This window comes from Xanthomonas sp. BRIP62409, assembly GCF_003992965.1.
Lineage (GTDB): Bacteria > Pseudomonadota > Gammaproteobacteria > Xanthomonadales > Xanthomonadaceae > Xanthomonas > Xanthomonas euroxanthea.
On the sequence record NZ_QEZJ01000020.1, the window covers coordinates 735,597 to 762,465 of the forward strand.

At 66.4% G+C, this 26,869-nt stretch carries 23 protein-coding genes; 7 read left to right on the top strand and 16 right to left on the bottom strand.

Features of this window, described 5'->3' with window-relative positions:
• The first annotated feature begins 58 nt into the window (after positions 1-58).
• Positions 59-397 carry an NHLP-related RiPP peptide gene (locus tag EO170_RS12465; RefSeq protein WP_126945283.1) on the top strand — a complete coding sequence of 113 codons (339 nt, stop codon included), beginning with the start codon at positions 59-61 and terminating at the stop codon, positions 395-397.
• On the opposite strand, the gene EO170_RS12470 is transcribed toward EO170_RS12465, so the two are convergent.
• The 4 genes from EO170_RS12470 to aceB all read right to left on the bottom strand — a co-directional run bounded on the left by EO170_RS12470 (position 337) and on the right by aceB (position 7,477).
• On the bottom strand, positions 337-2,997 hold the full coding sequence (locus EO170_RS12470; protein WP_126945286.1) for a putative peptide modification system cyclase: 2,661 nt from the start codon (positions 2,995-2,997) through the stop codon (positions 337-339). The genes EO170_RS12465 and EO170_RS12470 overlap by 61 nt on opposite strands.
• 3 nt (positions 2,998-3,000) lie before the next feature.
• Positions 3,001-4,077 carry a GGDEF domain-containing protein gene (locus EO170_RS12475; protein WP_104583948.1) on the bottom strand — a complete coding sequence of 359 codons (1,077 nt, stop codon included), beginning with the start codon at positions 4,075-4,077 and terminating at the stop codon, positions 3,001-3,003.
• 309 nt (positions 4,078-4,386) lie between these two features.
• A complete protein-coding gene (aceA, locus tag EO170_RS12480) occupies positions 4,387-5,682 on the bottom strand; it encodes an isocitrate lyase (protein WP_016902041.1) in 1,296 nt (431 codons plus the stop codon).
• Positions 5,683-5,860: 178 nt separating this feature from the next.
• Positions 5,861-7,477, bottom strand: a complete 1,617-nt coding sequence (gene aceB / locus EO170_RS12485) for a malate synthase A (RefSeq protein ID WP_126945289.1) — start codon at positions 7,475-7,477, stop codon at positions 5,861-5,863.
• A gap of 118 nt (positions 7,478-7,595) precedes the next feature.
• On the opposite strand from aceB, the gene EO170_RS12490 reads away from it, so the two are divergent.
• Together EO170_RS12490 and EO170_RS12495 are read left to right on the top strand one after the other, a co-directional pair.
• Positions 7,596-8,552 carry a LysR family transcriptional regulator gene (locus EO170_RS12490; protein WP_126945292.1) on the top strand — a complete coding sequence of 319 codons (957 nt, stop codon included), beginning with the start codon at positions 7,596-7,598 and terminating at the stop codon, positions 8,550-8,552.
• Positions 8,553-8,927: 375 nt separating this feature from the next.
• Positions 8,928-10,190, top strand: coding sequence for a cation:proton antiporter (locus EO170_RS12495; protein ID WP_126945295.1), 1,263 nt, complete (start codon positions 8,928-8,930; stop codon positions 10,188-10,190).
• A 75-nt stretch (positions 10,191-10,265) separates the two neighbouring features.
• On the opposite strand, the gene EO170_RS12500 is transcribed toward EO170_RS12495, so the two are convergent.
• On the bottom strand, positions 10,266-10,898 hold the full coding sequence (locus tag EO170_RS12500; protein WP_126945298.1) for a TetR/AcrR family transcriptional regulator: 633 nt from the start codon (positions 10,896-10,898) through the stop codon (positions 10,266-10,268).
• 102 nt (positions 10,899-11,000) lie between these two features.
• On the opposite strand from EO170_RS12500, the gene EO170_RS12505 reads away from it, so the two are divergent.
• Positions 11,001-12,056, top strand: coding sequence for an MBL fold metallo-hydrolase (locus tag EO170_RS12505; protein WP_126945302.1), 1,056 nt, complete (start codon positions 11,001-11,003; stop codon positions 12,054-12,056).
• 328 nt (positions 12,057-12,384) lie between these two features.
• Here the strand turns inward: EO170_RS12505 and dcp are convergent, their stop codons facing one another.
• The 4 genes from dcp to arfB all read right to left on the bottom strand — a co-directional run bounded on the left by dcp (position 12,385) and on the right by arfB (position 16,974).
• Entirely contained in the window at positions 12,385-14,553 is a 2,169-nt protein-coding gene (dcp, locus tag EO170_RS12510; protein WP_164741025.1) for a peptidyl-dipeptidase Dcp, read from the bottom strand.
• Between the two features lie 106 nt (positions 14,554-14,659).
• Positions 14,660-15,676 (bottom strand): isoaspartyl peptidase/L-asparaginase, encoded by a 1,017-nt coding sequence (locus tag EO170_RS12515; RefSeq protein WP_164741026.1) that lies wholly within the window; start codon positions 15,674-15,676, stop codon positions 14,660-14,662.
• 234 nt (positions 15,677-15,910) lie between these two features.
• Positions 15,911-16,540, bottom strand: a complete 630-nt coding sequence (locus EO170_RS12520; RefSeq protein WP_104583954.1) for a lysophosphatidylcholine acyltransferase — start codon at positions 16,538-16,540, stop codon at positions 15,911-15,913.
• A gap of 2 nt (positions 16,541-16,542) precedes the next feature.
• Entirely contained in the window at positions 16,543-16,974 is a 432-nt protein-coding gene (gene arfB / locus EO170_RS12525) for an alternative ribosome rescue aminoacyl-tRNA hydrolase ArfB (protein ID WP_104583955.1), read from the bottom strand.
• A gap of 93 nt (positions 16,975-17,067) precedes the next feature.
• On the opposite strand from arfB, the gene EO170_RS12530 reads away from it, so the two are divergent.
• Positions 17,068-17,613, top strand: coding sequence for a DUF2059 domain-containing protein (locus tag EO170_RS12530; protein WP_104583956.1), 546 nt, complete (start codon positions 17,068-17,070; stop codon positions 17,611-17,613).
• 378 nt (positions 17,614-17,991) lie between these two features.
• Here the strand turns inward: EO170_RS12530 and EO170_RS12535 are convergent, their stop codons facing one another.
• The 4 genes from EO170_RS12535 to EO170_RS12550 form a co-directional block, all read right to left on the bottom strand.
• Positions 17,992-18,726: a pseudouridine synthase gene (locus tag EO170_RS12535; RefSeq protein WP_119130619.1), complete on the bottom strand. Its 735-nt coding sequence runs from the start codon at positions 18,724-18,726 to the stop codon at positions 17,992-17,994.
• Positions 18,727-18,872: 146 nt separating this feature from the next.
• Complete coding sequence (locus EO170_RS12540) at positions 18,873-19,460, bottom strand: O-methyltransferase (RefSeq protein ID WP_126945306.1); 588 nt, start codon at positions 19,458-19,460, stop codon at positions 18,873-18,875.
• 104 nt (positions 19,461-19,564) lie between these two features.
• On the bottom strand, positions 19,565-21,238 hold the full coding sequence (ubiB, locus tag EO170_RS12545) for a ubiquinone biosynthesis regulatory protein kinase UbiB (protein WP_104583959.1): 1,674 nt from the start codon (positions 21,236-21,238) through the stop codon (positions 19,565-19,567).
• Positions 21,235-21,879: an SCP2 sterol-binding domain-containing protein gene (locus EO170_RS12550; RefSeq protein WP_104649612.1), complete on the bottom strand. Its 645-nt coding sequence runs from the start codon at positions 21,877-21,879 to the stop codon at positions 21,235-21,237. Before EO170_RS12550 ends, ubiB begins: the two co-directional genes overlap by 4 nt.
• 269 nt (positions 21,880-22,148) lie before the next feature.
• Between EO170_RS12550 and ddlA the strand changes: the two genes are divergently transcribed.
• Positions 22,149-23,255, top strand: a complete 1,107-nt coding sequence (ddlA, locus tag EO170_RS12555) for a D-alanine--D-alanine ligase (RefSeq protein WP_126945309.1) — start codon at positions 22,149-22,151, stop codon at positions 23,253-23,255.
• Positions 23,252-23,734 (top strand): GNAT family N-acetyltransferase, encoded by a 483-nt coding sequence (locus tag EO170_RS12560; RefSeq protein ID WP_126945312.1) that lies wholly within the window; start codon positions 23,252-23,254, stop codon positions 23,732-23,734. Before ddlA ends, EO170_RS12560 begins: the two co-directional genes overlap by 4 nt.
• Positions 23,735-23,851: 117 nt before the next feature.
• On the opposite strand, the gene EO170_RS12565 is transcribed toward EO170_RS12560, so the two are convergent.
• From EO170_RS12565 to oleC, 3 genes are all read right to left on the bottom strand, one after another.
• Complete coding sequence (locus tag EO170_RS12565) at positions 23,852-24,010, bottom strand: DUF1328 domain-containing protein (protein WP_003468167.1); 159 nt, start codon at positions 24,008-24,010, stop codon at positions 23,852-23,854.
• Between the two features lie 64 nt (positions 24,011-24,074).
• Positions 24,075-25,085, bottom strand: coding sequence for a 2-alkyl-3-oxoalkanoate reductase (oleD, locus tag EO170_RS12570; protein WP_104649615.1), 1,011 nt, complete (start codon positions 25,083-25,085; stop codon positions 24,075-24,077).
• A 90-nt stretch (positions 25,086-25,175) separates the two neighbouring features.
• Complete coding sequence (gene oleC, locus EO170_RS12575; RefSeq protein WP_126945315.1) at positions 25,176-26,828, bottom strand: olefin beta-lactone synthetase; 1,653 nt, start codon at positions 26,826-26,828, stop codon at positions 25,176-25,178.
• Positions 26,829-26,869: the final 41 nt, after the last annotated feature.

Sequence of the window (26,869 nt, forward strand, 5' to 3'; positions counted from 1 at the left end):
GTGTCAGGTCCCATGTCATACAACACCACAGACCCTCACTCTCCAGGCAAGACACACCATGACCGACTCCGCCCCCCAAACCCATTTTCCGTTTGATGCATCCACCGCCGACAAGCTGCTGGAACTACTGGCAACCGACGACGACTTCCGCGACTGCTTTCAATGCAATCCGGCGCAGGCGCTTGCCCGGATCGGTGCACCTGGCGTGAGCGCCGACAATGCCGCCCCCAGCGCAGGACAGGCCTATTACTGCATGACGACCAGTCAGCTCGCGTCCAAGCAGGACATTGCAGCGGCTCGTGCCGAGCTGCAAAGCTACTTGACCGAAAAAGCCAATCACACCGTCATCTTCGCCTTCGAATCGGACAGCATGCGCTCTACCCTGCTGCGTAAGTAAGCAGGCAGACCCGATACGGGCCAGGCGCGCACGAATGCCTGCGCCTGTTCGCGCGCCTGCTGGGTATGGCCGAGTGCATGCAGCGACTCGGCCATCCAAAGCTGCGCCAGACGTGTATCGGCAACATTGAGCGGCTGCAGCGTTTGCGACGCATTTGCTTCTATATATGCACGCCCACGATGGAGATACAGCCAACGTGCTTGCTGCAACGCTTCAGCGTGCCGACCACTTTCGTGCAGCAGCATGTATAGCGTCACGCGCGTCTGGAAAAGATCGTCGTCACTGATTGGCAGACGCGCGATGGCGGCCGCGCGGTCGCCCGACAGCGCCAGCTGCTGGGCTTCGACAATGGCGCGCAGTTCGGCAAGCACCGGCGTTTCATGCACAAGTGCCGGCTTGATCGCCGCAAGCGCGCGGACGGTGAGACTGTCATCGCCGGCCCGCTGCGCCTGGCTTGCCAGGATCAGCACCATTGCGGCATTGTCCTGCAGGTTTACCGTTGCCGATCCATCGTCGATGACTGCGGACACCAGCCGATCAAACGTCGGCTTGAGCGCTGCCGCTGTCGACAGGGATGGGTCGCCCAATGCATCGGTGGTCAGTGCAATGACCGAGAATTGGCGATGGTTGAAATCGTCGCCTTGCCTGCTGCGCCTCAGGCCTTGTGTGATTGCTGCGCGTGCGGCGGTCCAGTCGGCCTGATCGATCGCGATGCTGGTGCGATCGATCAAGGGCACCACATCATCGTTGGCATAGCCTTTCTCAACGATCCTGTCGAGTGCCTGTTTCGCTTCGGCATGACGATTCAGCACCGCAAGCGCGTTCGCTTGACGCCGGAGCGGGCCGGCGCGATCGGCATCACCGGGAGCGGAAAAGCGCTGCAGAGCCGCTTCTGCCTTTCCCTGCGCCAGCAAAATACGTCCAACCCGATCAGTCGCAATCGCGCGCAGCGGGTCCTGCGGAACATCAGCCGCCTGCGCATACGGCAGCGCCTCGGCAAATCGATTGGCAACGAACAGGTGCCACGATGCATTGGCGGTACCGGCAAAATTGTCCGGGTAGAGCGAGCCCAACGTTCGCCACAGCGTCAGTGCCTTGTCGGGTGCAAGCAGCTCGGACGCCCATGCATCCAGATACAGTTGATCGCGCTCGGGCAAACGTTGGCGGAAACGAATTGCCTTCTCCAAATACGGGAGCGCGCTACGGCGATCGGAGACCGCCACCTTGATGCGTGCCGCGCCCAGATACGCGAGCGCAAACTCCGGATCTATTCCCACCGCGCGCTCGAACAGTTCCAGACCTTCTTTCCATTGGCCTTTCACCGTTGCATCGACTCCCAGGGCGTACGCCCGTAGTGCATCCAGGCTGGAGGTGGTCACAGCGGGTAACGGCACAGAATTCTTGTCTATCGAGGCCACCACCTCACCCAGGCCCTGCCTGAGCTTACGGGTGACCTGATCCACCGAGGACAATGCCGATGGCAAGCCATCGCCTTGTACAAACTCCGAGTAGACCGTGGTCTGGGTACGTGGATCCACCAACTCCACGCTGAAACGAAGCTTGCCTCCAATCTCGGCGACAGTCGGCAGCAACACGGCGCTGGCACCATCACGCAGCGCCACTTCCGAGGCGATGGCGCGATCGACGATCACGCGATCCGGATCACGCTTCATCCGGGCCATGGTGTCGCGCACTTTCATATCGCTCAGGACATTGACATAGCGCGACTGTTCCAGACTGATGCGCAGCGCCTGATCAAGCGAACTGTCGAGCAATGTGTTGCCGGTCAGATTACGTAGATCGCCGACCACCACCCACCCACGTTCGGAAAACGCAATGGCTGGCTCGGAACGGGTGAAAAACCACACCGAAACACACACAGCGACGACCAATACCGTCTCCGCCAGAAGTGCCGCCGGCCGCCGCCACAGCGGAACATCGCGCCAGGCCTTCGCCGAATTCTTCGGCGTGCGCAATGGCGTCAGGCCGACTTCGCCGACTTCATAAATCTCCATTGGCGTGGGGACGCCCTTGAAGCGCCAGCGGCCGTGGGATTTCCACAGGATGCGTTCGCCGCGGTCGCCCAGTTCGCGTGCGGCGCGGTGGGTCAATGACTCGGCCACCGCCGACAACAGGATCTGCCCGGGCCGCGCCATCGACATCAGGCGTGCGGCGGTGGGCTTGGCCAGGCCTTCGACTTCCAGCGGTTTGGCACCGATGCTCACTGCTTCGTCGCTGTTGCGCCAGGTCAGCACTTCGCCGACGTGCAGGCCCTGGCGGGCGCACAGCGTCAGCGCGCGGGCATCGCCCATCGCCTTGAGGCCGCGCGCGTAATCCAGCGCAAAGCCCAGGCCGTCGATGGGGCGATCAAACAGCAACAGCAAACCGTCCGAACGGTCGATCAGGCGGCCACGCCACTGCTGCTGCAGTTTGACCACCAGCCGGTCATGCTCGCGAAACAGCGCGGCGGCGGCGTTGTCACCGATGCGCTCGACCAGCGCGGTCGAATCGCACAGGTCGGTCAACAACAAGGTACGCAAGCGCGGTGCCTGGATCGCTTCCGACGACGCATCCTTGCGTGCGTGGGCGCGGGCGCTCATTGCTCAGCGATTGTCCGACGTGGTGGCGTTGCCGGATGGCGGCGTGAGGCCCGACGCCAGCGTGTCATGCATGCACAGCACGTTGCCGCCCTGTCGCTTGGCCTCGTACAACGCGCTGTCGGCCAGCGTGTACCAATCGTTCCATGCCGCGTCGGGGTCGATCATGCACAGGCCCAGGCTGACCGAGCAGCCCTGCTCGCTCTGGCCATTGCACAGGCGCGCTTCCACCGCGCGCACGATGCATTCGCCGATGTGGTGCAGCAGTTCCTGGGTGCCTTGCGCGACCAGCACACAGAATTCATCGCCGCCGAGCCGGCAGGCGAGGTCGCCGTCGGCGATCACCGAACGCAGCGCATGGGCGACGTTCTGCAGCACGCGGTCGCCGGCCAGGTGGCCGAACTCGTCGTTGATGCGCTTGAAACGGTCGCAATCGATCAGGATCAGGCCAACGCCGGGCACGTTGCCGGCGCGTCGGCATTCCTGCAGATGCAGGGCGAGCCCGCGGCGGTTGTGCAGGCCGGTGAGCTCGTCGGTGCGGCTGAGTTCTTCGGTGTGGTTGAGCTGGTGCGAGGTGACGTAGAGATTGTCCAGCGCCGCTTCCAGGTCGTGGTTGCGGCGGCGTAGCTGGCGGATCAACAACTGCTCGTTGTTGACCACGCGCACGATGGAGCGGCGCAGAAAATGCGCCACCATCGATGGGTCGTGGTCGACCAGGCGCTGGAAGTCCTCGTGCGCCAGCTCGATCAGGCGGGTGTCGGTGGATGCCGTGGCGCCGGCACTGCGCGCATGGTCGCCGATCAGCAGGCCAAGTTCGCCGAAGAATTCGCCCGGGCCCAGGTGCTTGAGCATCAGGTCTTCGCCGAAATCCAGATCGATCTGGCCGCTGACCACGATGAACATCTGCGTGCCCACCGCCCCGCGCTCGAACAGCGCCTGGCCGGCCGCCAACTCACGGGCACGCCCGAAGCGGGCGAAAAACGCCAGCTCCTGGGCAGTCATCAGCGCATGCAGCCCGTCCGACAGCGTCTTTGCAACGCTCCCCGTCGGCTCTACTGCGCCGGCAGTGTTATGGCACGTCATCCAAATCCCTTAGACCGACCTGCAGCGCCGGCCTGCCCTGGCATCGTACAGCAGCGTTTTGTTCAGTACCAGGTCACACTCGTTCTCACAGCGCTCGAGACGAAATGACGGGTATCGGCAACAAAAATGGGCTCGGTTCTCCGAGCCCATCCCCCTCCCGGCAGCGGCCTGCCGGCCATCTGTGACAGACCACGAGCGATGCGGGCGCCGTTTCGCGGTGCTGGTACGGGCCTGCCGGTGGGCGTCGACCGCACGCTCCGAACCACCCCGCGGCCGCCGGGCGACCGCCCCGTCGCCCCATACGCTGCCTTAGGCCGCCTTTTCGCCGTGAAACTGCTCTTCCTCGGTCGAGCCACGCAGCGCGGTGGTGGACGACTGACCCTGCTGGATCGCCTGCGTCACCGCGTCGAAGTAGCCGGTGCCCACCTCGCGCTGATGCTTGACCGCGGTAAAGCCCATCTCGGCCGCCGCGAACTCGGCCTGCTGCAACTCGACGAAGGCGCTCATCTGGCGGCGGGCATAGCCGTGCGCCAGGTTGAACATGCCGTAGTTCAGGGCGTGGAAACCGGCCAGGGTGATGAACTGGAATTTATAGCCATAGCTCGCCAGCTCGGTCTGGAACCTGGCGATGGTGGCGTCGTCCAGGTTCTTCTTCCAGTTGAAGCTCGGCGAGCAGTTGTAGGCCAGCAATTTGCCGGGGAACCTGGCGTGGATGGCTTGCGCGAAGGCGCGGGCAAATTCCAGATCCGGCTTCCCGGTTTCGCACCAGATCAGGTCCGCGTACGGCGCGTAGGCCAGCCCGCGGCTGATGGCCTGATCCAGCCCGTTGCGGGTCTTGAAGAAGCCTTCGACGGTGCGCTGCCCGGTGGTGAAGGGCTGATCGTTGGCATCCACGTCGCTGGTGATCAGATCGGCAGCTTCGGCATCGGTGCGTGCGATCAGCAACGTGGGCACGCCCAGCACATCGGCCGCCAGACGTGCGGCATTCAACTTTTCGATCGCCTCGCGGGTGGGCACCAGCACCTTGCCGCCCATGTGGCCGCACTTCTTCACCGATGCCAGTTGATCTTCGAAGTGCACGCCGGCCGCGCCGGCTTCGATCATCGCCTTCATCAACTCGAAGGCGTTGAGCACGCCGCCAAAGCCGGCTTCGGCATCGGCCACGATCGGCTGCAGGAAATCGATGTCGTCGTTGCCTTCGGCGTGATGCAGTTGATCGGCGCGCAACAAGGTGTTGTTGATGCGCTTGACCACCGCCGGCACCGAGTCGGCCGGATACAACGACTGGTCCGGATACATCTGTCCGGCCAGGTTCGCATCGGCGGCGACCTGCCAGCCGGACAGGTAGATCGCCTTCAACCCGGCCTTGACCTGCTGCATCGCCTGGTTGCCGGTCAACGCGCCCAGCGCATTGACGAACGGCGTGGCGTGCAACGCGTTCCACAACTTGTCCGCGCCCAGCCGCGCCAGCGAATGCTCGACATGCACGGTGCCGCGCAAGCGCACCACATCGGCGGCGGTGTAGTTGCGGGTGATGCCGGCCCAGCGCGGGTTGCTGGCCCAGTCGTGCTGGATCTGTTCGGCGGTCTGCAGTGTGCTGCTCATGGTGCGTTCTCCTGGCAGGAATACGACGGATGCAACGAGGAAGGACGGTGCGTCACGGCGCGCGTGAGGCATGGCAATGCCGTCGTTGCGCGCATCGGCGCAACGGGCGGTGTGGTGCATTACGTGGACGGATTGCAGCGACAGCGCGCGGACGCCGGCGTGTCGCTGCCGCGTTGGCTCACTCGATCAGGCGATATGCCGGCACGGTGAGGAAATCGGCCAGCGCATCGGCACGGCTGAGTGTGTCCAGCAATGCAATGGCGTCGTCGATGCGCGCGGCGCCCGGCAGTGCATCGGTCGCGCCCAGGCGCGCCGGCAGCGCACGCAACGTGGCCTGCAACAAGGGCTGGTCGATCGCGGTGCCGTCGTCCAGATGCTGGCCGTGATGCAACCACTGCCACAGCTGCGCGCGGCTGATCTCGGCAGTGGCGGCGTCTTCCATCAGGTTGTGGATCGGCACGCATCCATTGCCGTCCAGCCATGCGGCCAGATAACGCACGCAGATTTCGACATTGCCTTCGAAACCGGCGCGGGTGATGGTGCCCGGCGAAGGCGCGATCAGCATGTCGCGCGTCACCTGCACGTCGTTGCGCAGGACATGCTGCTGATGCGCGGTGGGCATGTGCTCGTCGAAGATCTTCATCGCCACCGGAATCAACGCCGGATGCGCCACCCAGGTGCCATCGTGGCCGGCGCTGACCTCGCGCAGCTTGTCGGCACGCACCCGTGCCATCGCCTGCTCGTTGGCGGCCTCGTCGTGATTGATCGGAATCTGCGCGGCCATGCCGCCCATCGCATGTGCGCCGCGGCGATGGCAGGTCTTGATCAGCAGTTCCGAATACGCCTTCAGGAATGGCTGGGTCATGGTGACCTGGCCACGTTCGGGCAGCACGCGGTCGCGATGCGCGCGGAAGGTCTTCAGGTACGAAAAGATGTAGTCCCAGCGCCCGCAGTTGAGCCCGACGATGCGCGCGCGCAGCGCGTGCAGGATCTCGTCCATCTCGAACACCGCCGGCAGCGTCTCGATCAGCACGGTCACCTTGATCTGGCCATGCGGCAGGCCGAGCATGGCTTCGATATGCGCCAGCGCGGTCTCCCACAGCGCGGCCTCTTCCATGCTCTGCAGCTTGGGCAGATACAGATACGGGCCGCGATCCCTGGCCAGCAGCGCGCGGGCGTTATGGAAGGCGAACACCGCCGCGTCGAACAGCCCCCCGGCCAGCGGCTGGCCATCGATGAGCACGTGCTTCTCATCCAGATGCCAGCCACGCGGACGCACGATCAGCACTGCGCGCTCGGCTTCCGGGCGCAGCGCGTAGTGCTTGCCGTTGGGCGCATCGAAGCTGAGATCGCCACGCACCGCAGCGGCCAGCGTGCGCTGGCCGGCCAGCAGGTTGCGCCAGGTCGGCGCGGTGGAATCCTCGAAGTCGGCCATGAACACCTTGGCGCCGGAATTGAGCGCGTTGATGACCATCTTCGGATCGGTGGGGCCGGTGATTTCCACCCGGCGGTCCTGCAGCGCCGCCGGTAGCGCGGCCACGCGCCAGTCGCCATCGCGGATGGCGCGGGTGTCGGGGCGGAAGTCCGGCAACTGGCCGGCATCGAACTCGGCCTGGCGGACGCGCCGCTGTGCCAGGCGTTGCTGGCGGCCGGGCTCGATGGCCCGGTGCAGCGATACCAGCAGGGCCAGCGCAGCGGCCGGCAGGAGGTCGGCCTGGCCTGCGACCTGCGTGGTCAGCGACAGACCGGGCGTGGCGCGTTCGGTGGGACGTGGGGCGAAAGCGGTGGCAGACATGTCGGGAGTCCTTGTGCATCCGGACCTGCACCGTGCGCCGCATGCAACTATTTGACAAAGCAGTTTTATCAATGCTGTAAATAAGGCAGGCTTATACAGCGTCGTTGCAGACATCCAGATGGCGCCAACTCCTCGATTTTCCTACAAATCTGATCGGCTCAAGCCGCTGCGTGCGTTCTGCCAGACAGTGCGTTTTGGCTCTGTCTCACGGGCGGCTGAGGCGCTTTATGTGAGCCAGCCGGCAGTGACCTTGCAGTTACAGGCGCTGGAACGTGACCTGGGCGTGGCCCTGTTCGAGCGCTCGGGGCGACGCATGGCACCCAGCCGCGAGGGCCAGCTGCTCTACGACATGGCGCTGCCGCTGGTGGAGAGCCTGGACGGGCTGGAGGCCAGCTTCCGCGAAAAGGTGCGCGGCCTGGATGCCGGCGAGCTCAATATCGCCGCCAACAGTTCCACCATCCTGTACCTGCTGCCGCGCATCGTGGCGAAGTTCCGCGCGCGCCACCCGGACGTGCGCCTGACCCTGCACAACGCCATCAGCGCCGACGGCACCGACCTGCTGCGCGAAGATGCAGTGGACCTGGCGATCGGCTCGATGCTGGACGTGCCGGCCGACCTCAATTACGCGCCGGTGTATCGCTTCGAACAATTGCTGATCACCCCGCACGACCACCCGTTGGCCGGCACGTCCACGGTCACGCTGCAGGACCTGTCGCCGTATCCGCTGATCCTGCCGCCACGCCGGCAGGTGACCTATCGGCTGGTCGACCTGGTCTTCCAGCAGGCGCGCGTGCCCTACACCGTGGCACTGGAAGTGGGCGGCTGGGAAGTGATCAAGCAATACGTGGCGATGGGCATGGGCATCTCCATCGTCACCGCGATCTGCGTCACCGAGGCCGACCGCGACACACTCGCCACCCGCTCGCTGAAGGATTACTTCCCCACCCGCAGTTATGGCGTGGTGGTGCGCAAGGGCAAGTATCTGTCGCCGCAGGCACGCGCCTTTATCGAGCTGATCCAGCCGGATCTGTTTCCCCCGCGCGGGTATGACGAAAGTGGTGACTCGGAGCGGTGAATCTTGTGACTGCTGCAGGCGTGAGTTCGCATGGCGCCTGAGCTTGCTCGCCATGCGCTGCGTATGAGGTCACCATGCGCTCTTCATCGGCGATGCCGTGTGCGGTATGCGGTACGCCATTGAAGGCGTTGCTTGATCAAGCCATGCGAGCGCAGCACTGACGGTTGATTCCAGCGTGCAGCGCGAACCACTCCGCATTGCGTTGCATCGATGTCGGCCCGATCTACTGCACGATGGTTGTCGTCATAGACTAGGCCGATGCTGTGGGTATCACTGCAGGTCATCAACGGCTGGTCAATCCGGGGACTCACTGACCAGATGCGTAGCCGTCCTGCACCGCGGGGCGAGCCGACTCAACCAACCAAGGCTGACGCAATGAATCCGACCACGTTATTGCTGGTGCAGTTGGCGCTGATCCTGGGCGCGGCACGTGCGTGCGGCGCGCTGCTGCAGCGCGTCGGGCAGCCGCCGGTGATCGGCGAAATGGCCGCCGGCCTGCTGCTGGGGCCGATCGCATTCGGCGCGTGGCTGCCGGAATTGCATGGCATGTTGTTTGCCTCCGGCAGCTTGCCGCCGCTATCGGGCCTGGCCAACATCGGCGTGGTGCTTTTCATGTTCGTCGTCGGCGTGGAGCTGCGCGCGCCGGAAGGCACCGCCGCGCAGGTGCGTGCGTCGGTGCTGGTGGGCCTGTCCGGCATCGTGCTGCCGTTGCTGCTGGGGCTGGCCGCCGCACCGTGGTTGTTTGCGCGCTTTGCACCGCAGGGCATCGGCTTCTGGCCCTTCGCCTTGTTCATTGCCGCGGCGATGTCGGTGACCGCGTTTCCGGTGCTGGCGCGCATCCTCAAGGATCGCAACATGACCCGCACACCCGCAGGCCGGTTGGCGCTGGGCGCGGCGGTGATCGACGATGCCACGGTGTGGATGTTCCTGGCGATCGTGCTCACCCTGACCGGCGGCAACAACCATGGCGGCGTTGCGTTTACTGCGACAGCTGCGGTGGTGCTGATTGCGGTGGTGTTCGGCGTGCTGAAGCCGCTGTATGCGCGCGTGCTCAAGCCGCGCGCACGCGATGGAGGCTATGCGCCAACCGCGCTGGTGTGGGTGCTGATCGGTCTGCTGGCCTGCGCCGCGGTGGCCGAATGGATCGGCCTGCATGCGATCTTCGGCGCATTCCTGTTCGGCGTCTGCGTGCCGCGCGACGACCGCCTGCAGGAACACCTGGCCGGGCGCATCGAACCCCTGGCGATCACCTTGCTGATGCCGGTGCTGTTTGCGGTCGCCGGCCAGGCCACCAGCCCCGGCGTCTTCGTTGGCGCAGGCATCGCCGGCTTTGCGTTGGTGGTCGGCGTGGCGGTGACCGGCAAGCTGGCCGGCTGCACCCTGGGCGCGCGCCTGAGCGGCCACGACTGGCGCGACAGCCTGAGCGTGGGTTCGCTGATGAACGCACGCGGGCTGATGGAACTGGTGGTGATCAAGATCGGCCTGGACAGCGGCGTGATCGGGCCGGACCTGTTCACGCTGCTGTTCGGCATGACGCTGGTGACCACGGTGATGGCCTCGCCGATGGTGGCCTGGTGCCAACGCGGCCGGCAGGCCGCCACAGCCACCGGGCTGGGTGCGGGCCAGTCGCCGCAATGACGAGGCAGCGCTCAAACACGGTGCGGCGTCGTTGCGCGACATGGCGCGTCACGTCTGCCCGCGCATCGCAGGCCATCACGCGCGCCCGTACAAACCCAGGAACATCGCCACCGCCGATTCGGCCACCTGCGTGCGTTGCTGCGGCGACAGGGGCGGCTGGCCCATGGCGATCTGCGGCCAGAACGCGAAGCCCTTGATCAATGCCTGCAGTTGCTGCGCGCCGACCTCCGGCTCCACGCCTGCCAACCGGCCGTCGGCCAATGCGGCGCGCACCCAGGTGGTGGTGCCTTCCTCCTTGCTGCCCAATTGCGCGATCAGTTCGCGCGCGCGCGCGGGCGAATGGATGCCTTCGGCAATGGCGACGCGCGACAGGTCGATGAACGCCGGGTCGTCGAGCAGGTGCAGTTTCTGCTGCAGCAGCTGGATCAGCTGCGCACGCAACGGCTGGTCGGGCCGGTAGACCAGAGTCACTGCATCGGCGCTGCGCTGCCACAGCCCGCGCAGGATCTCGCCAAACAACGCGTCCTTGCTGGGGAAGTGGTTGTAGACGGTGCGCTTGGATACGCCCGCATTGGCCGCCACGCGGTCCATGCTGGTGGCCTCGAAGCCATGCTGGCGGAACTCGGCAATGGCCGCCTCGACGATGGCGAGGCGCTTGCGGTCGGTCAGCCGTTGCGGCGCAGTCGGGGGGGAAGATGCAGTCGACATTGGGTCATTTTACACCGGACAGTTTACTTTCAGCCCGATGAAACTACACTGCTCAGTGTAACTTTTCCCTGTTGTCACCCCCCTGCCCGGTCGGATTCCCCAATGGCTTCCTCGCGCCCTTCCCGCTATGCCGCTTCGCCACAGTTTCGCGATGGCCGGTTCCGCAATGCAGTGCCGCTGCCGACCACCGTGCTCAGCCTGCGCGAGCAGATCGGCCTGATGTGGAGGTTCTTCTTCGACAAGCCCGGCACCACGGTGCCGTCCACGCCGCTGCCGGTGCAGCCGCTGACCCGCGCGCAGCTGCTGGCCGCGCCCGACCGCAGCCTGTATCGCCTGGGCCATTCCACCGTGCTGATGAAGCTGGCCGGCGGCTTGTGGCTGACCGACCCGGTGTTCTCCAAGCGCGCCTCGCCGGTGCCCTTCGCCGGGCCAAAGCGCTTTCATGCGCCGCCGATCGCGCTGGACGCGCTGCCGCCGCTGGCCGGGGTGATCCTGTCGCACAACCATTACGATCATCTCGATCGCACCAGCATCCGTGCACTGGCCGACCGCGTCGGCGTGTTCGTCGCGCCCTTGGGCGTGGGCGATCTGCTGGTGCGCTGGGGCGTGGACCCGGCCAAGGTGCGCCAGCTGGACTGGTGGGAGGCGATCACCATCGATGGCCTGCAGCTCACCGCCACCCCGTCGCAGCATTTTTCCGGGCGCGGCCTGTTCGACAGTGGGCGTTCGCTGTGGTGCTCCTGGGTGATCCAGGACCGCGAGCTGCGCCTGTTCTTCAGCGGAGACGGCGGCTACGGCCCGCATTTCAAGACCATCGGCCAACAGCTCGGGCCCTTCGACGTGGCGCTGATCGAAAACGGCGCCTACGACCAGCAATGGCCGCACGTGCACATGCAACCGGAGCAGAGCCTGCAGGCCTATCTGGACGTCGGCGGGCAGACCCTGCTGCCGATCCACAACGGCACCTTCGACCTGGCGATGCACGCGTGGCAGGAGCCACTGGACCGGATCGTGGCACTGGCCGACGGCGCCGGCGTTGCGCTGGCGACGCCGCGCATGGGCGAGCGGGTGGACCTGGAAGCGCCCGCCAATCGCCTGCGCTGGTGGCGACAGGATGCTGCGACGCAAGCCTCGGACGGCCTGGTGGCAACGCGCTAGCTGAGTGCATCGCAGCGTTGGCGTTGGCGCATGAGCGGGCGGCGTTCACGCATTGCCCTGCGCCATCGCGGCGGCATGCATGCTTGCTGCCTACAAAACTCTGCGCTGCTTCGTCAGCGCAGGGCGCCAATGCCGCCGATTCGGATCATGTGCAAGCGCGCACCACGCATCACAGGCGCTGCCACTCCAGATGGGGCAATCGCACCCCCGTCACCTGATGCACCAGCCGCAAACAAGAACGGGATGGCGCGTGGCCATCCCGTTGCGATTGCTGACTGCAGCAACTACACACGCATGCGCCAACGACGCATGCACATCACTCGGTCACTCACTCGGTCAGACCGCGATTTTCCAGCAGCGCCTTGACGCTGGGGTCCTTGCCGCGGAAATCGCGATACAACGTGGCCAGGTCGACCGTGTTGCCGCGCGAAAGGATCTTGGCGCGGAAGATGTCGCCATTCTTGCGGTTCAAGCCGCCGTGTTCCTTGAACCATTCGAACGCGTCGTCGTCGAGCACTTCCGACCAGAAATACGCGTAGTACCCGGCCGAATAACCGCCGCCCCAGATGTGGTCGAAATAGCTGCTGCGGTAGCGCGGCGGCACTTCGGCCAGGTCCACCTTGAAGCGCTTCAACGCATCGGCTTCGAACTTGCTCACGTCCTGCAGCGGCGCGTCGGCCGGCTGGGTGTGCCAAGCCAGGTCGAGCAACGCGGCCGACAGGTACTCGGTGGTGGCGTAGCCGCTGTTGAAGGTCTTGGCCTTCTTGATCTTCTCCACCAGCTCGGCCGGCATCGCCGCGCCGGTCTGGTAGTGCTTGGCGTAGTTGGCGAAGACCTTGGGATCGGAGGCCCAGTGCTCGTTGAACTGCGAGGGAAACTCGACGAAGTCGCGCGAGGTGCTGGTGCCGGCGATCGAGGGATACTTCACCTTGGAGAACATGCCGTGCAGCGCGTGGCCGAACTCATGGAACAGCGTGGTGACGTCATCGAAGCTCAGCAGCGCCGGCTGGCCGGCGGCCGGCTTGGTGAAGTTGCAGACGTTGTAGACCACCGGCTTGGCACCGGTGAGGCCGTCCTGCTCGACGAACACATCCATCCAGGCGCCGCCGGACTTGCTGTCGCGCTTGAAGTAGTCGGTGTAGAACAGCGCCATCGAGGTGCCGTCCGCATCGAACACTTCATACACCTTCATGTCGGCGTGATAGGTCGGGATGTCGGTGCGCTGCTTGAAGGTGATGCCGTACAGCTGCGTGGCTGCGTAGAAGACGCCGTTCTGCAGCACGTTGTCCAGCTCGAAATACGGCTTGATCTGCGCCTCGTCCAGGTCGTACTTGGCCTTGCGCACCTGCTCGGCATAGAAATCCCAATCGGACGCGGCGAGTTTGAAACCACCCTTCTGCGCGTCGATCACCTTCTGCATTTCGGCCACTTCGCGGCGTGCCTTGGCGGTGGCGGCCGGCACGGTGTCGGTCAGCAGCTTGAGCGCGGCGTCCGGGGTCTTGGCCATCTGGTCGCCCAGGCTGTAGGCGGCGTAGTTGTCGAAGCCGAGCAGCTTGGCCTTTTGCGCGCGCAGCTGCGCCAGGCGCTGGATGGTCTGGCGGGTGTCGTTGGCATCGCCCTTTTCCGCGCGCGTTTCCGAGGCCTTGAGCACCTCGGCGCGCAGCTGGCGGTCCTTCAGCGAGGCCAGCACCGGCTGCTGGGTGGTGTTCTGCAGGGTCAGCAGGTACTTGCCATCGAGCTTGCGCGCCTTGGCCGCATCGGCGGCGGCGGCGATATCGCCCTCGCTCAGGCCATCGAGCCTGGCCTTGTCGTCCACCACCACCGCGCCGGCGGCCGAGGCGGCCACCAGACGGGTATGGAACTGCGTGGAGAGCGTGGTCTCCTCGATATTGAGCTTGCGCAGGCTGGCCTTGTCGGCCTCCGACAGCTGCGCGCCGGCGCGCACCAGCTCTTCGTAGTCGCGTTCGACCAGGCGCTTCTGCTCCGGCTCCAGGCTCAGCGTGTCGCGCTGGTCGTAAATGGTCTTGACCCGCGCAAAGAGCTTCGGGTCGAGATTGATCTCGTCCTGGTGCGCGGCCAGCTTGGGCGCGACCTCTTCCTGGATCTTCTGGCGTGCGTCGCTGGTATCGGCCTGCACCAGGCCGAAGAAGATGCGCGATACGCGCGTGAGCGTTTCGCCGCTGCGCTCCATCGCTTCGATGGTATTGGCGAAGCTGGGCGGCTCGGGGTTGTCGGCGATCTTGCGGATGTCGGCCAGGTGCAGGCGCATGCCTTCCTCGAAGGCCGGCAGGTAATCGGCGTCCTTGATCTTGTCGAACGGCGGCGCCTGGAACGGCAGCGTGCTGGCGGTCAGCAGCGGGTTCGGCGCGGCATCCGCGGCCGGGGTGGTGGCGGTCTTTTCGGGCACGGTGGTGGACTCCTTACCGGACGGCTCTTTTCCGGAACAAGCGGCCAGTGCCAGGGTGATGGCAGCGGCCAGAACGACGGTACGCGACATGGCGTGTGATTCCTGAGTGGGTAGTGCAGCCGGCCACGCTAGCGGGTTTGCGCAGCGTCGGCATGTGCCGTTGGATTGGATGGAGGGGCGCGGTCGAGGATGCGCGCTACAGCGTCTCGTCCTTGAAGATGGCCACGTGCGGGGTACCATCGGCGCCGATCCAGCCGCGGTACATGCCCTCGGTATTGAACGGGAATGCGGCGTTGCCCTGTGCGTCCAGCGCGATGGCGCCGCCGTCGCCGCCGGCCTTGGGAATCTGCTGGTCGATCACCGTCTCGGCCGCCTGTTGCAAGGACTGCCCGGCGTATTTCATGCGTGCGCAGATGTCGTAAGCGGCCACCGCACGGATGTAGAACTCGCCCCAGCCGGTGCCGGACACCGCGCACTGGCCGTTGGCGTAGGTGCCGGCACCGATGATCGGCGCATCACCGACGCGGCCGTAGCGCTTGTTGGTCATGCCGCCGGTGGACGTACCGGCGGCCAGATGGCCGTCGCGATCCAGCGCCAGCGCGCCCACGGTGCCGAAGTGCTTGGCGGTTTCCAGGTCCAGTTCGGCCTGCGCCTGACGGTCGCCGGCTTCGGCCTTAAGCGCTTTTTGCAGCTGCTGCCAGCGCTTGTCGGTGCGGAAGTAGCGTGGGTCGACCAGGGTGACACCCTGCTCGCGCGCAAACTGTTCGGCGCCGTCGCCGACAAGCATCACGTGCCTGGAATGGTCCATGACGCTGCGCGCCAGCTGGATCGGGTTCCTGACCGTGTGCACGCCGGCAATCGCACCGGCCTTGCCGGTGGCGCCATCCATGATCGCGGCATCCAGCTCGTTCTTGCCGTCATGGGTGAACACCGCACCGCGCCCGGCGTTGAACTGCGGCGCGTCCTCCAGCACGGTGATGGTGGCCGCCACCGCGTCCACTGCACTGCCGCCACGTTGCAGCACCGCATGCCCTGCGCGCAGCGCGCGTTGCATCGCCTCGCGCGCCTGGGCCTGTTCCTCGCTGGAAAGACTGGATTTCTCCACGCCTGCGCCGCCGTGGATCACCAGCATCGGCGTGGCCGCCCATACCGGGCCGGCGGCGAGCAGGAGAGAGATGGACAGACACAGTGCACGTGCGGACAGGCCAATCATGGTGTTCCCTCGATGGAGGTCGCAACGTGCCTGGCGACGCCAGGCATGGATGCAGGCGACCCGGAGCGACAAAAACCCCGGCGCGGTGGCAAACGGAAGCGGTCCTGGCGATCGGTCATCGGCACTCGGGATCGGCACGCAAGGTCGCGCCTGCCAGCACCTGTGCGCGCACGACTCGCCCTTCGGCAGCGGTGCGTGAGGTGCATGAGCGACTTGCCGCCCGCGGGGGCACGCTCACAACGTATCGCGATGCTTGCCGCGCCACGGCCGGTACCAGGCGCGGATGGCGGCGATATCGGCGGCCATGTCGGTGCCGGTCCAGAACGGCTCGCCGATGCCCACGGTCTTGCTGGGGTAGTCGAAATACACCGGCAGGATCGGCACCTTGGAATCGGAGGCGATCTTCCAGAAGCCGGCCTTCCAGTGCTCCACCCGCTTGCGGGTGCCCTCGGGGGTGATCACGTACCACATCTGTTCGGAATTGCGGATCAGCCGCACCGCCTGGCCGATGGTGCCCTGGGGCGAGCTGCGGTCCAGCGGGATGCCGCCGAGCTTGCGCAGCAGCGGGCCCAGCGGCCACCAGAACAGCTGCGCCTTGCCCAGCACGCGCACATCGAAGCCCAGCGCGAACTTGGCCGCAAAGCCCAGGAAGCCGTCCCAGTTGGACGAGTGCGGCGCGACGATCATCACCAGCTTGGGTTCGTCGGGCAGTCGCCCGAGCAGGCGCCAGCCGGTCAGCCGTAGCGCCGTGCGCCCCAGCCAGCGGCCGAAGCGGCCGTGGGCGCGGGGCATTCTGGGTGGAGAGGGCTGCAGCAGGATGTTGGCCTGTGTTACCGGTGGCAACGACGGGTCGGTGTGACTCACGCTTACTCCCAGTGGGACGCAGAGCGTCCACGCTTGATATGGCTGCGCTCACGCTTGGCATCCAGCCGCCGCAGCTTGGCACCATGACTCGGTTTGGTGGCGACCCGGCGCTTGGGCACCGACAGGCACGCACTGATGATCTCGGCCAGCCGCTCGCGCGCATCCTCGCGGTTGCGGTCCTGGGTGCGGAAGCGCTGCGCGTCGATCACCAGCACGCCCTCGGCGGTCATGCGCCGGTCGCGCCGCGACAGCAGCCGCGCGCGCAACGGTTCGGGCAGCGACGGCGAGCCGGCCACGTCGAAGCGCAGTTCTACCGCAGTGGAGACCTTGTTGACGTTCTGCCCGCCTGCGCCGCTGGCGCGCACGAAGCGCTCGACGATCTCGCTGGGCGGGATCGTCAGGCTGGGGGTGATCTGGATCGGGTCGCTGGCCATTCAACCCGATTGTATCGGGACCGGCATGGACGCGCGCGCGAACGCCGGCTTCCCGTATGCTGCGGCCGGTTCCCCAGCCTGCAGGATGCTCCGATGACCCCACCCCGTTCCGTCGCCACCGCCCGCGCCCTGGCGCGCCGCCTGATCGTGCTGGCTGCGCTGGCACTGGCCACGCCCGCCGCCTTCGCGCAGGCGCCCAGCGATGCCGACATCAACCGCCTGCTGGCCGCCTCGCGCGCGCAGACCATGCTGGACACGATGCTGCCGCAGATCGAAGCGATGCAGCAGCAACAGTTCGCCCAGCTCACCGCCCAGCGCCAGCTCGACGCCGACCAGCAGGCGCAGCTGCAGCGCATCCAGGAGCGTACCCGCCAGACCGTGCGCAAGGCGCTGTCGTGGTCGGAGCTGCGCCCGATGTATGTGGACATCTACAAGCGCTCGTTCTCGCGCGAGGACGTGCTGGCCATGGCCGAGTTCTACGAGAGTTCGGCCGGCCAGAGCCTGCTGGACAAGACCCCGGCGCTGACCCAGAACCTGATGGGCGCGATCCAGCAGAAGATGCTGCCGCTGTTCGCCGATTTGCAGAAGGATCTGGAGAAGATCGTCAACGAGCCGGCGGCGGCACCGCAGAAGCCCTGACGGGCGGGGATTGGGGATTGGGGAGTCGCAACGGCGTGCTTGCTGCGGCGGTTGCGGATCCGGGGTGAGTGCGTTGCCGGTTATCGCAATGCTTCAACTTTTCCGCTGACCGAAGCAGCCCTCCCCCATCGGGGAGAGCCGCGGTCCTGAGGCTCGGTGGCGATCAGGCCCCCCATCCGCCCTTCGGGCACCTTCGCAAGCGAGGGAAGGACGCAACTTGGAAGGCGAGCGGGGAAGGCGGGAACGCGGGAAGGCGGGCAGTGGGCGTCGTGCTTGAGCCCCTCCCGCCTGCGGGAGAGGGGTTGGGGTGAGGGGGACGCTTGCGCAGCTTTCTTGCATGCCGAGTGGACGTCTCGATCTCTGGACCAGGCACGCCAATCACGCCGCCGGCATGACTCCCAACCCCGGCATCTCCCACCCGAACAACGCGCAGGCCTTGGCGAATTCCACATCCAGCGGCGCAGTGACGCTGATGCGCCGTCCATCGGCCGGATGCGGGAATCCCAGGCGCTCGGCGTGCAGCAGCATGCGGTGGATGCCAAGCATGCGGAAGCTGCGGTTGTGCCGGCCATCGCCATGGCTGGTGTCGCCGATCATGTGATGCGACAGGTGTTTCATGTGCCGGCGGATCTGCCGGAACCGCCCGGTCTGCGGCTGGCAGCGCAGCAAGGCATAGCGCGAGGTGGCAAAGCCGGTGGACGGGATCTCCAGCTCGCCGGTGGCCAGGCGCTGGAAGTGGGTCACCGCCGGCTTCTTGACCGGCTTGCCGGGGCCGCCGTCCAGGTCGTGGTCGACGCTGAAGCGCTCCTCGGCCGGCCAGCCGCGGCACACGGTCAGATAGTCCTTCTCCACTTCGCCGGCCATCAAGGCCTTGCCCAGCGCACTGGCGGCCTCGCGATCGAACGCCAGCAGCAGGCAGCCGCTGGTGGCGCGGTCGAGCCGGTGCACCAGGAAGATCGGCCGGCCCAGCTGTTCGCGCAGGCGGTCGGCCAGGAAGTCGTCCTCCCCGCGCGCCAGCTTGCTGTCGTGGACCATCAGGCCGGCGGGTTTGTCGACGACGGCCAGGACCGCGTCCTGATGGAGAATCTGCAAGTGCTTGGGGGATGTGCTCACCGGCGGATTATCCGCGCCGTGGGCAGCGCATGCCACTGCGCCGGCGCGCCATGACGCCGTTGACCGCACCCGGCGCCGTCAGAGCAGGTGGCGCATACCAGCCGTGCGGCTTGGGGCGTGAGGTCTGGCAGGTGGGCAGTGCACGCTCAGGCCCCGCCGCACACCGCCAGCAACTCGCCCTTGCCCACCGGCACCACGCTGCAGGTGACTGCCGGATCGTCAGCCAGCAGCGCGGTGAACGGCGCCAGTTCGTCGGCATGCGAGAGCGCATTGTCGACCACCAGCAGGCCACCGCCGCGCAGCACGCGGCGTAGTGCCGGCCACCAGCGCACGTACTCGCCGCGCGCCGAATCCAGAAAGACCAGATCGATGCTGGCGCTGGCCGCCTGGGCCAGCCATGCGCCGCCATCGCCGTGCACCAGCTCCACCGATGCCGCCAGGCCGCTGCGCGCCAGCGTGGCCTGCGCCAGGGCCACCTTGTCGGCCGCATGTTCCACCGTGGTGACATGCCCACCGATCGCCGCGGCCGCTTCGGCCAGCCATAGCGTCGAATACCCGTTGGAGGTGCCGATCTCCAGCACGCGCCGCGCAGCGGTGGCACGCACCAGCACCGCCAGCAACTGCCCGGTGTCGGGCGTGATGTTGAGCATGCGCCGGTCGCGCGCCAGCTGCTGCGCATCGTTGTCGCTGCCGAACCGTGCCAATTCGTCTTTCAACGCCTGCAGATCGATCATCACCACCTCGCCGGGAACGGCTTCGTCATCGTGCTGCTGCAGGCACCGCCGCTACCCAGCCGGATGCAGCAGGCCACCTGCGGCAGTGCTTCAGCATTAGTGCTTCAGCGCCGTAGCCAGGCGACCAGCAGGGCCACCGAGCCGGCCGCGCCGCTGATCCAGCTCCACACCGGCACCGTGCCCAGGTACCAGCCATTCGGGTGCAGGCCATACAGCACCGCGGCCACCACCAGCAGGCCGCTGCCGGTGATGGCGGTGACCACGCGCGTCTGCAGCTTGCGCAGGCTCAGGTCCAGCGCGCGCAGCTCGGCCGAACGGATGTCGAGCTGATGGCGGCCCTCGACCTGCTGCTTCAACCAGCTGTGCACCAGGCGCGGCATGTCCGGCGCATGCGTCATGATTTCCGGCAGCCGCTTGCGCAGCTCGCCGAGCACGCGGCGCGGGCTGTAACGCTCGCGCAGGATGCGTTCGAGCACCGGCCGTGCCACGGCCCAGATATCCAGCCTGGGGTCGAGCTGGCGGCCGACGCCTTCGATGTTGAGCAAGGTTTTCTGCAACAGGATCAGCTGCGGCTGCAGCGTCAGTTCGTAGCGCTGCGCGACGCGGAACAGCTTGATCAGCACTTCGGCCAGCGAAATCTCCGACAGCGGCCGGGTGAAGTACGGCTCGCACACCGAGCGCGCGGCCGCTTCCAGTTCGTCGATGCGCACGTTGTCGGGCATCCAGCCCGCTTCCACGTGCAGCTCGGCCATGCGGCGGTAATCCTTGTGGAAGATCGCCATGAAGTTCTCGGCCAGGTAGTACTGATCCTCCTGCGAGAGCTGGCCCATGATGCCGAAATCCAGCGCGATGAAGCGCGGATTGAGCCGGCGCTCCGGATCCGAATCGACCCAGATGTTGCCGGCATGCGCATCGGCATGGAAGAAGTTGTCGCGGAACACCTGCGTATAGAACACCCGCACGCCCTTGGCCGCCAGCGCCTTGCGATCAATACCGGCCGCATCGAGCCTGGCGATGTCGTCGGACGGAATGCCGTACACGCGCTCCAGCGTGAGCGCACGCTCGGCGGTGTGCGACCAGATCACCTCGGGCACGTACAGATCGTCCGAGCCTTCCCAGAACCGGCGCAGCACGCTGGCGTTGGCGCCTTCCCGCTGCAGGTCCAGTTCGGCCGACAAGGTGCCTTCGATCTCGGCCACCACCTCGCGCGGCCGGATCTTGTCCGCACGCGGGTGGGTGCGCTCGACCAGCGTGGCCAGCGACTGCAGCAAGGCGATATCGGCATCGATCTGGCGCTCAATGTCCGGGCGCAACACCTTGACCACCACCTCGCGGCGCACGCCGTTGGCATCCGGCGGCAAGGTGGCCGCATGCACCTGCGCGATCGAGGCCGAGGCCAGCGGTACGGTATCGAACGCGGCAAACGCCACGCTCACCGGCAGGCCCAGCGCGCGCTCGACGATCAGCCGCGCCGCTTCGCCATCGAAGGGCTTGACACGGTCCTGCAGCAGGGTCAATTCATCGGCCACGTCGGCCGGAATCAGGTCGCGCCGGGTCGACAGGATCTGCCCGAACTTGACGAAGATCGGCCCCAGTTCCTGCAACGCCAGCCGCAGCCGCGCACCGCGCGATTGCGCGGCGATCTCGGCACTGGCGCGTGGCACGAACGGCTTGGCCAGGCGCAGCCAGCGCTCGGCCGGGGTGTCCTGCAGCAGGTCGTCCAGGCGATAGCGCAGGATCACCCGGCCGATGCGGCTGGCCCGCAGCAGCGCCTTCATGCCGCACCTCCGGCCGCGCGCAGGCGCGCCACGCGTGCGGCCAGCCGTTCGACGTCGTCGCGCAGTTCGTCGACATCGTCGTGGAAGGCCTCCAGTTCGGCGCGCGGCACCACATCGCGCGATTCCTCGGTCACGAATTCAGCCGCGCTCTGCGCCAGATCCACCGCGCTGCGGCGGGCCTGCTGCAGCGCTGCGCGCACCGCATTGGCGATCTGCACGCCGAGGATCTGCCCGAACACCGCCACGAACGGCAACTGCCAATCCGGATCGAAACGGCCGGCCAGTTGCTGCAGCTGGCGCGCCAGTTCGGCATCGCCGGAGACCTTGAGCCGCCCGGCCGGTGCGCCGCTGCGGCGCGCATTGGCCAGGAACGGCAATTGGCCGAGCAAGCCGGCCAGGCTGCTGCGCACGGCCAGATCCGGCTCCTGCGCCTGGTCCACCGGGCCGACCAGCAAGCGGCGCTCGTGCACGCGGATCTGCAGGGCCAGCGCAGGCGCCTCCAGCGTCAGTGCGATGCGTTGGCCTTCCAGCGGCAGCAAGGCGTCGCGGGTATCGGGGTCCAGTGCCAGCGCGCGGTTGAGCGCGGCTTGCAGGGCCTGGCCGGCGAGCGGCTTGAGTGAGTTGAACAGGGATCCGGGCATGGGCGCATTCTACCGTCCCTGCATGTCGCTACTGCTTGATGGTGTGTGGCAGGTGCAGGCCGGAGACCAGGATGACGCGCATCGCAGGGCGCCTCGGCAGCCAGGCCGCAGCAATCGCAGCCGCATCCCCACCACAGACAGACCCGGCCGTTGACCGTGCACCTGCCCTGGATCGCCACACCGCATACGGCGGCGATGCAGGACTTCCGTCGGCGCGCCTGCCGCGGGCATGCTGGCGACCTCATCACGCCAGGTGGCAGGAGCAGGCAATGCGCAAGATCCGGGTCGGTCTCATCTTCGGCGGCAAGTCGGCCGAGCACGAAGTCTCGCTGCAGTCAGCGCGCAACATCCTCGATGCGCTGGACCCGCAGCGCTTCGAGCCGGTGCTGATCGGCATCGACAAGCAGGGCCAGTGGCACGTCAACGACCCCGACAGTTTCCTGCTCAATCCCGACGACCCGGCGCGCATCGCCCTGCATCGCAGCGGTCGCGGCGTGGCTTTGCTGCCGGGCGCGCAGCAACAGCAATTGCGTCCGACCCAGCCGGAGCAGGCGCTGGCGCAAATCGATGTGGTCTTCCCGATCGTGCATGGCACGCTCGGCGAAGACGGCTCGTTGCAAGGGCTGCTGCGCATGGCCAACCTGCCCTTCGTCGGCTCCGGCGTGCTCGGCTCGGCGCTGGCGATGGACAAGGACCTGGCCAAGCGCGTGCTCCGCGATGCCGGGCTTGAGGTGGCGCCGTTCGCCTGCTTCAACCGCCATACCGCCGCAGGTGCCGACGTGGATGCGTTGATCGCGCAGTTGGGTTTGCCGCTGTTCGTCAAGCCGGCCAACCAGGGTTCGTCGGTTGGCGTCAGCCAGGTGCGCAGTGCCGATGCGTTTGCCGACGCGCTCGCATTGGCGCTGGCATACGATCACAAGGTATTGGTGGAAGCGGCGATCGCCGGGCGCGAGATCGAATGCGCCGTACTGGGCAACGCCAGCCCGCAAGCCAGCGTCTGCGGCGAAGTGGTGGTGCACGACGCGTTTTATTCCTACGAGACCAAGTACATCAGCGAACACGGTGCCGACATCGTGATCCCGGCCGACATCGATGCGCCGACGCAGCAACGCATCCAACAGATTGCGCTGCGGGCCTACCAGGCGCTGGACTGCGCCGGCATGGCGCGTGTGGACGTGTTCCTGTGCGCCGATGGCCGCATCGTGCTCAACGAGGTCAACACATTGCCGGGCTTCACGCGAATCAGCATGTATCCCAAGCTCTGGCAGGCAAGCGGGCTGGACTATCGCAGCTTGATCACGCAGTTGATCGAGCTGGCGCTGCAGCGGCATGCAGACGATCAGGTGCTGCGCAGTGCGGTCGGTCCAGGCGCATGAGCCAGGCCCGTGTGCGTGCGGTGCAACGCGACGACCACCGCGCACTGCTCGCGCTCAATAATGCCCATGCCACCGAATTGTCGCTGCTGGATGCCGATGGACTGGCCGCATTGCTGCAACTGGCCTGGCACGCACGCATCGTCGCGCCTGCGGATGGTCTGCTGATCGCGCTGGATCAGCGCGCCGTGTACGCCAACCCGAACTTCGCCTGGATGGCGCGACGCTTCGCGCGCTTTGTCTACATCGACCGCATCGTGATCGCTGCGCATGCACACAGGCGCGGGCTTGCCAGGCAGCTGTATGACGAACTCATCCACGCCGCACGTGCAGCGGCGCAGCCGCGCCTGGTTTGCGAGGTCAATCTGGTCCCACCCAATCCGGCATCGCTGGCGCTGCATCTGCAGCTGGGTTTTCAGCCTATCGGCGATGCGCTGCTGGGCAACGGCAAGCACGTGCAGTATCTCGAGAAACTGCTTTGAACCAGCCGTAATTGAATTTTTGAGTATCCACAACGCACATGGCCCGCCTCCTTGCGGAAGCGGGCCATGTGAGCGTCCGCCGGCAGCGCCGCTGCCGTAACGTATCGCAGCTAGGCGTTATACCTTGCCGCGACGGAACATCGAGATCACTGCCAGGATCAGGAACACCACGAACAGGATCCAGGCGATATTGGTCGCCGCACCGGCGATACCACTGAAGCCCAGCACGGCGGCGATGATGGCGATGACGAAAAAGATGATGGCGTAATGCAGCATGGCAAGGATTCCAGAAGTTGTCGTGCCGAATCGGCGCAGACGTATCCTGAACGCATGACGGTCTTTATCGAGTGATGGCGATGTCGTTGGAAGATGAGGATCGCAGCCGTTGCAGTCCTTCCTCGATGCTGACCTGCGGAACATAGCCGAAATCACGGCGTGCCGGTTCCATGCTGTACCAGTGCGGCGTACACAGCTGTTCCACCAGAAAACGCGTCAACGGCACTTCGCCAGGCAGACGCAACAGTGGCCACATGGTCTCGCAGATTGCACCGATTCTGTACGCGGTCTTGAACGATAGCGAACGCGTCACTGCCGGTGCATCCACCGCGGCCAGCAGGCGATTGAGCAACTCGCGCATCGGCAGGGGCTCGCCGTTGGAGATGAAGTACGCCTTGCCCGCACACGCGGCACCGGGAGCGAGATGCGCGAACGCATCGAAATGCGCCTGCGCGGCATTGTCGATGTAGGTGCTGTCCACCAGGTTGCTGCCGTCGCCGACCATGCGCAGGCGGCCGGCACGCGCACGCGCGGCCAGGCGCGGCAACAGATGATTGTCGCCCGGGCCCCAGATCAGGCGCGGGCGCAAGGCCACCGTCGCCAGTTGCGCATCGTTGGCCGCCAGCACCGCGCGCTCGGCGATCGCCTTGGTTGCGGCATATGCAGCGCGCAGATCCTCGCCATACGGCACTTCGTCGGCGCCCAGGCCTTCCACCGGATTGGTCGCGCGATGGGTCACGCTCGGTGTGGAGGTATAGATCAGGCGCGGCACACCGTTGGCCCGACACGCGTCGAGCACGTTCTGCGTGCCCACCACATTGGCCTGGTGATAGCTGTCATAGCTGCCCCATGCACCGGCCTTGGCGGCGTTGTGGAAGACCGCATCGATGCCGGCGAAGGCATGCCGCACCGCCTGCGGGTCGGCCAGGTCGCCACGGATCTGGCCCACGCCCAGGGTCTGCAGCACCGGATAATCGCCGCGCTGGAAACTCACCACCTCATGCCCGCGCGCGCGCAGGCCGCGGCACAACGCCTGGCCAAGAAAGCCACCACCACCGGTCACCAGGATGCGCACGCATCACCTCCATCGCAAGGGTGCACACCATAGCGGGCGCAGCCGGGATTGGCGATGCGGCCAAGTCCCTGCGCGATGTGCATCGACAGCTCAGCCACGTTGCTGCGCCGCCCAGATCGCCAGCGTTTCGCGGCCAATCTTGGCATTGTGGCGGATGTCCACCGGAAACCCGGAATGGCGCAGGAAACGCGTGATGCCTGCGGTGTGCGGATGCGCCGCGCCCAGCGCGCGCAAGGCGGTTTCCACTTGCGCAAACGCCGATGCCGCAACGCCTGGCTGTAGTTCCACGCACAGCACCGGCTGCTGCTGTCCGGGCGCGCCGACACCGACCAGGGCAGTGCGCCGCACCTGCGGGTGCACGTTGAAGACCGGTTCCACCTGCTCGGTGTAGAGCGGGCCGGTGGCCGTTTCCACGCGGTGGGTCTTGCGCCCGCAGAACCACAAGCGTCCTTCGGCATCGAAATACCCCACATCGCCCATGCGATGCACGATGCGTTCGCTGCCATCCGCGTTGCGCTCGCGGATCTTGGCAATCCGCGTGGCCGCGTCGCGGTTGAAGTAGGTGTCGGTGGTGGTGGGGCCGGCGACGGTGATCTCGCCGACCTCGCCCACCGCCAGCACGCGCGCGCCGCTCCATTCGGGAATGGCCGCATCGTCGATGGCGATGATGCGCACCTCGTTGGGCGCGACGACCTGGCCGACACAGGTGCCGGCACCGGCCTCGGTGGCCGCGCGGGTGGCATCCAGCGTGCGCCCTTCGATCGCCGCCACCGGCAGGCATTCGGTGGCGCCATACGGCGTCCAGAATTGCGCATCTGCCGGCAACAGCGTGCGGATCTTGGCCACCACATCCGGCGGCACCGGCGCGCCGGCCGAGGTGGCCAGGCGCACGTTGGGAAGCGGCTGCCCATAATCGGCCAGCACGCGCATCAATGCCGGCGAGCCGAACAACTGCGTCACGCCGAAGCGGTCGATCGCATCGTGCAATTTGTGCGGATCGGCGGTGGCCGGGCGGGTCGGATCCATGTCCGGAATCACCGAGGTCAACCCCAGTGCCGGATCGAACAAGGCAAATGGCGGGAACGTCGGCAGATCCACGCCGCCGGGCTGCATGCCGAAGGCATTGCGCAGCAACTCGATCTGGCCGACGAAATGCCGGTGCCGGTACACCACGCCCTTGGGCACGCCGGTCGAGCCGCTGGTGAACAGGATGGCGGCCACATCGTCCGGCCCGGTATTGGCCAGCTGACTGCCGGCGCCGACACCATCGCGCTCCACGCGTGCCAGTGTCACCCCGCCCCAGCCGTAACGGCCACCGACGCTGACGATCTGTTTGGCAGAACGCGCCCAACGCAACAGCCGACGCGCCAGCTGCGCAAGCGGAATGCCGATAAACGCCTGCGGCTGCGCTTCGTCCAGGCATTGCTTGAGCGCGCGCTTGTCGATGCCCGGATCCACCAGCACCGGCACCGCGCCGGCCTTGAACAAGGCAAACATCAGCAGGAAGAATTCCGGCGACGGCCGCACCATCACCACCGCGCGCGCACCGCGTCCGATGCCGTGCAGCGCCAGCCCGGCGGCGATCGCATCGCTGCGCGCATCCAGCTCGGCATAGCTCAAGGTCACATCGTAGGCGGCAAACCCATTGGCGCCGCGGCGGCCCGGGCAACGGATGGCGATCTGGTCGGGGCGCTCGCGCGCGAGCTCCGGCAGGGTGGCGGCGATATTGCAAAGAGTGGTCATTGCCGCATTATCACCCATCCGCCGACGGTACCGGCCGCTTG

Bases quoted from the DNA above. Each gene is read 5' to 3' on its own strand.
- EO170_RS12465 (WP_126945283.1), top strand. From the start codon at position 59: ATGACCGACTCCGCCCCCCAAACCCATTTTCCGTTTGATGCATCCACC.
- EO170_RS12470 (WP_126945286.1), bottom strand. From the start codon at position 2,997: ATGAGCGCCCGCGCCCACGCACGCAAGGATGCGTCGTCGGAAGCGATC.
- EO170_RS12475 (WP_104583948.1), bottom strand. From the start codon at position 4,077: ATGACGTGCCATAACACTGCCGGCGCAGTAGAGCCGACGGGGAGCGTT.
- aceA (WP_016902041.1), bottom strand. From the start codon at position 5,682: ATGAGCAGCACACTGCAGACCGCCGAACAGATCCAGCACGACTGGGCC.
- aceB (WP_126945289.1), bottom strand. From the start codon at position 7,477: ATGTCTGCCACCGCTTTCGCCCCACGTCCCACCGAACGCGCCACGCCC.
- EO170_RS12490 (WP_126945292.1), top strand. From the start codon at position 7,596: ATGGCGCCAACTCCTCGATTTTCCTACAAATCTGATCGGCTCAAGCCG.
- EO170_RS12495 (WP_126945295.1), top strand. From the start codon at position 8,928: ATGAATCCGACCACGTTATTGCTGGTGCAGTTGGCGCTGATCCTGGGC.
- EO170_RS12500 (WP_126945298.1), bottom strand. From the start codon at position 10,898: ATGTCGACTGCATCTTCCCCCCCGACTGCGCCGCAACGGCTGACCGAC.
- EO170_RS12505 (WP_126945302.1), top strand. From the start codon at position 11,001: ATGGCTTCCTCGCGCCCTTCCCGCTATGCCGCTTCGCCACAGTTTCGC.
- dcp (WP_164741025.1), bottom strand. From the start codon at position 14,553: ATGTCGCGTACCGTCGTTCTGGCCGCTGCCATCACCCTGGCACTGGCC.
- EO170_RS12515 (WP_164741026.1), bottom strand. From the start codon at position 15,676: ATGATTGGCCTGTCCGCACGTGCACTGTGTCTGTCCATCTCTCTCCTG.
- arfB (WP_104583955.1), bottom strand. From the start codon at position 16,974: ATGGCCAGCGACCCGATCCAGATCACCCCCAGCCTGACGATCCCGCCC.
- EO170_RS12530 (WP_104583956.1), top strand. From the start codon at position 17,068: ATGACCCCACCCCGTTCCGTCGCCACCGCCCGCGCCCTGGCGCGCCGC.
- EO170_RS12540 (WP_126945306.1), bottom strand. From the start codon at position 19,460: ATGATCGATCTGCAGGCGTTGAAAGACGAATTGGCACGGTTCGGCAGC.
- ubiB (WP_104583959.1), bottom strand. From the start codon at position 21,238: ATGAAGGCGCTGCTGCGGGCCAGCCGCATCGGCCGGGTGATCCTGCGC.
- EO170_RS12550 (WP_104649612.1), bottom strand. From the start codon at position 21,879: ATGCCCGGATCCCTGTTCAACTCACTCAAGCCGCTCGCCGGCCAGGCC.
- ddlA (WP_126945309.1), top strand. From the start codon at position 22,149: ATGCGCAAGATCCGGGTCGGTCTCATCTTCGGCGGCAAGTCGGCCGAG.
- EO170_RS12560 (WP_126945312.1), top strand. From the start codon at position 23,252: ATGAGCCAGGCCCGTGTGCGTGCGGTGCAACGCGACGACCACCGCGCA.
- EO170_RS12565 (WP_003468167.1), bottom strand. From the start codon at position 24,010: ATGCTGCATTACGCCATCATCTTTTTCGTCATCGCCATCATCGCCGCC.
- oleC (WP_126945315.1), bottom strand. From the start codon at position 26,828: ATGACCACTCTTTGCAATATCGCCGCCACCCTGCCGGAGCTCGCGCGC.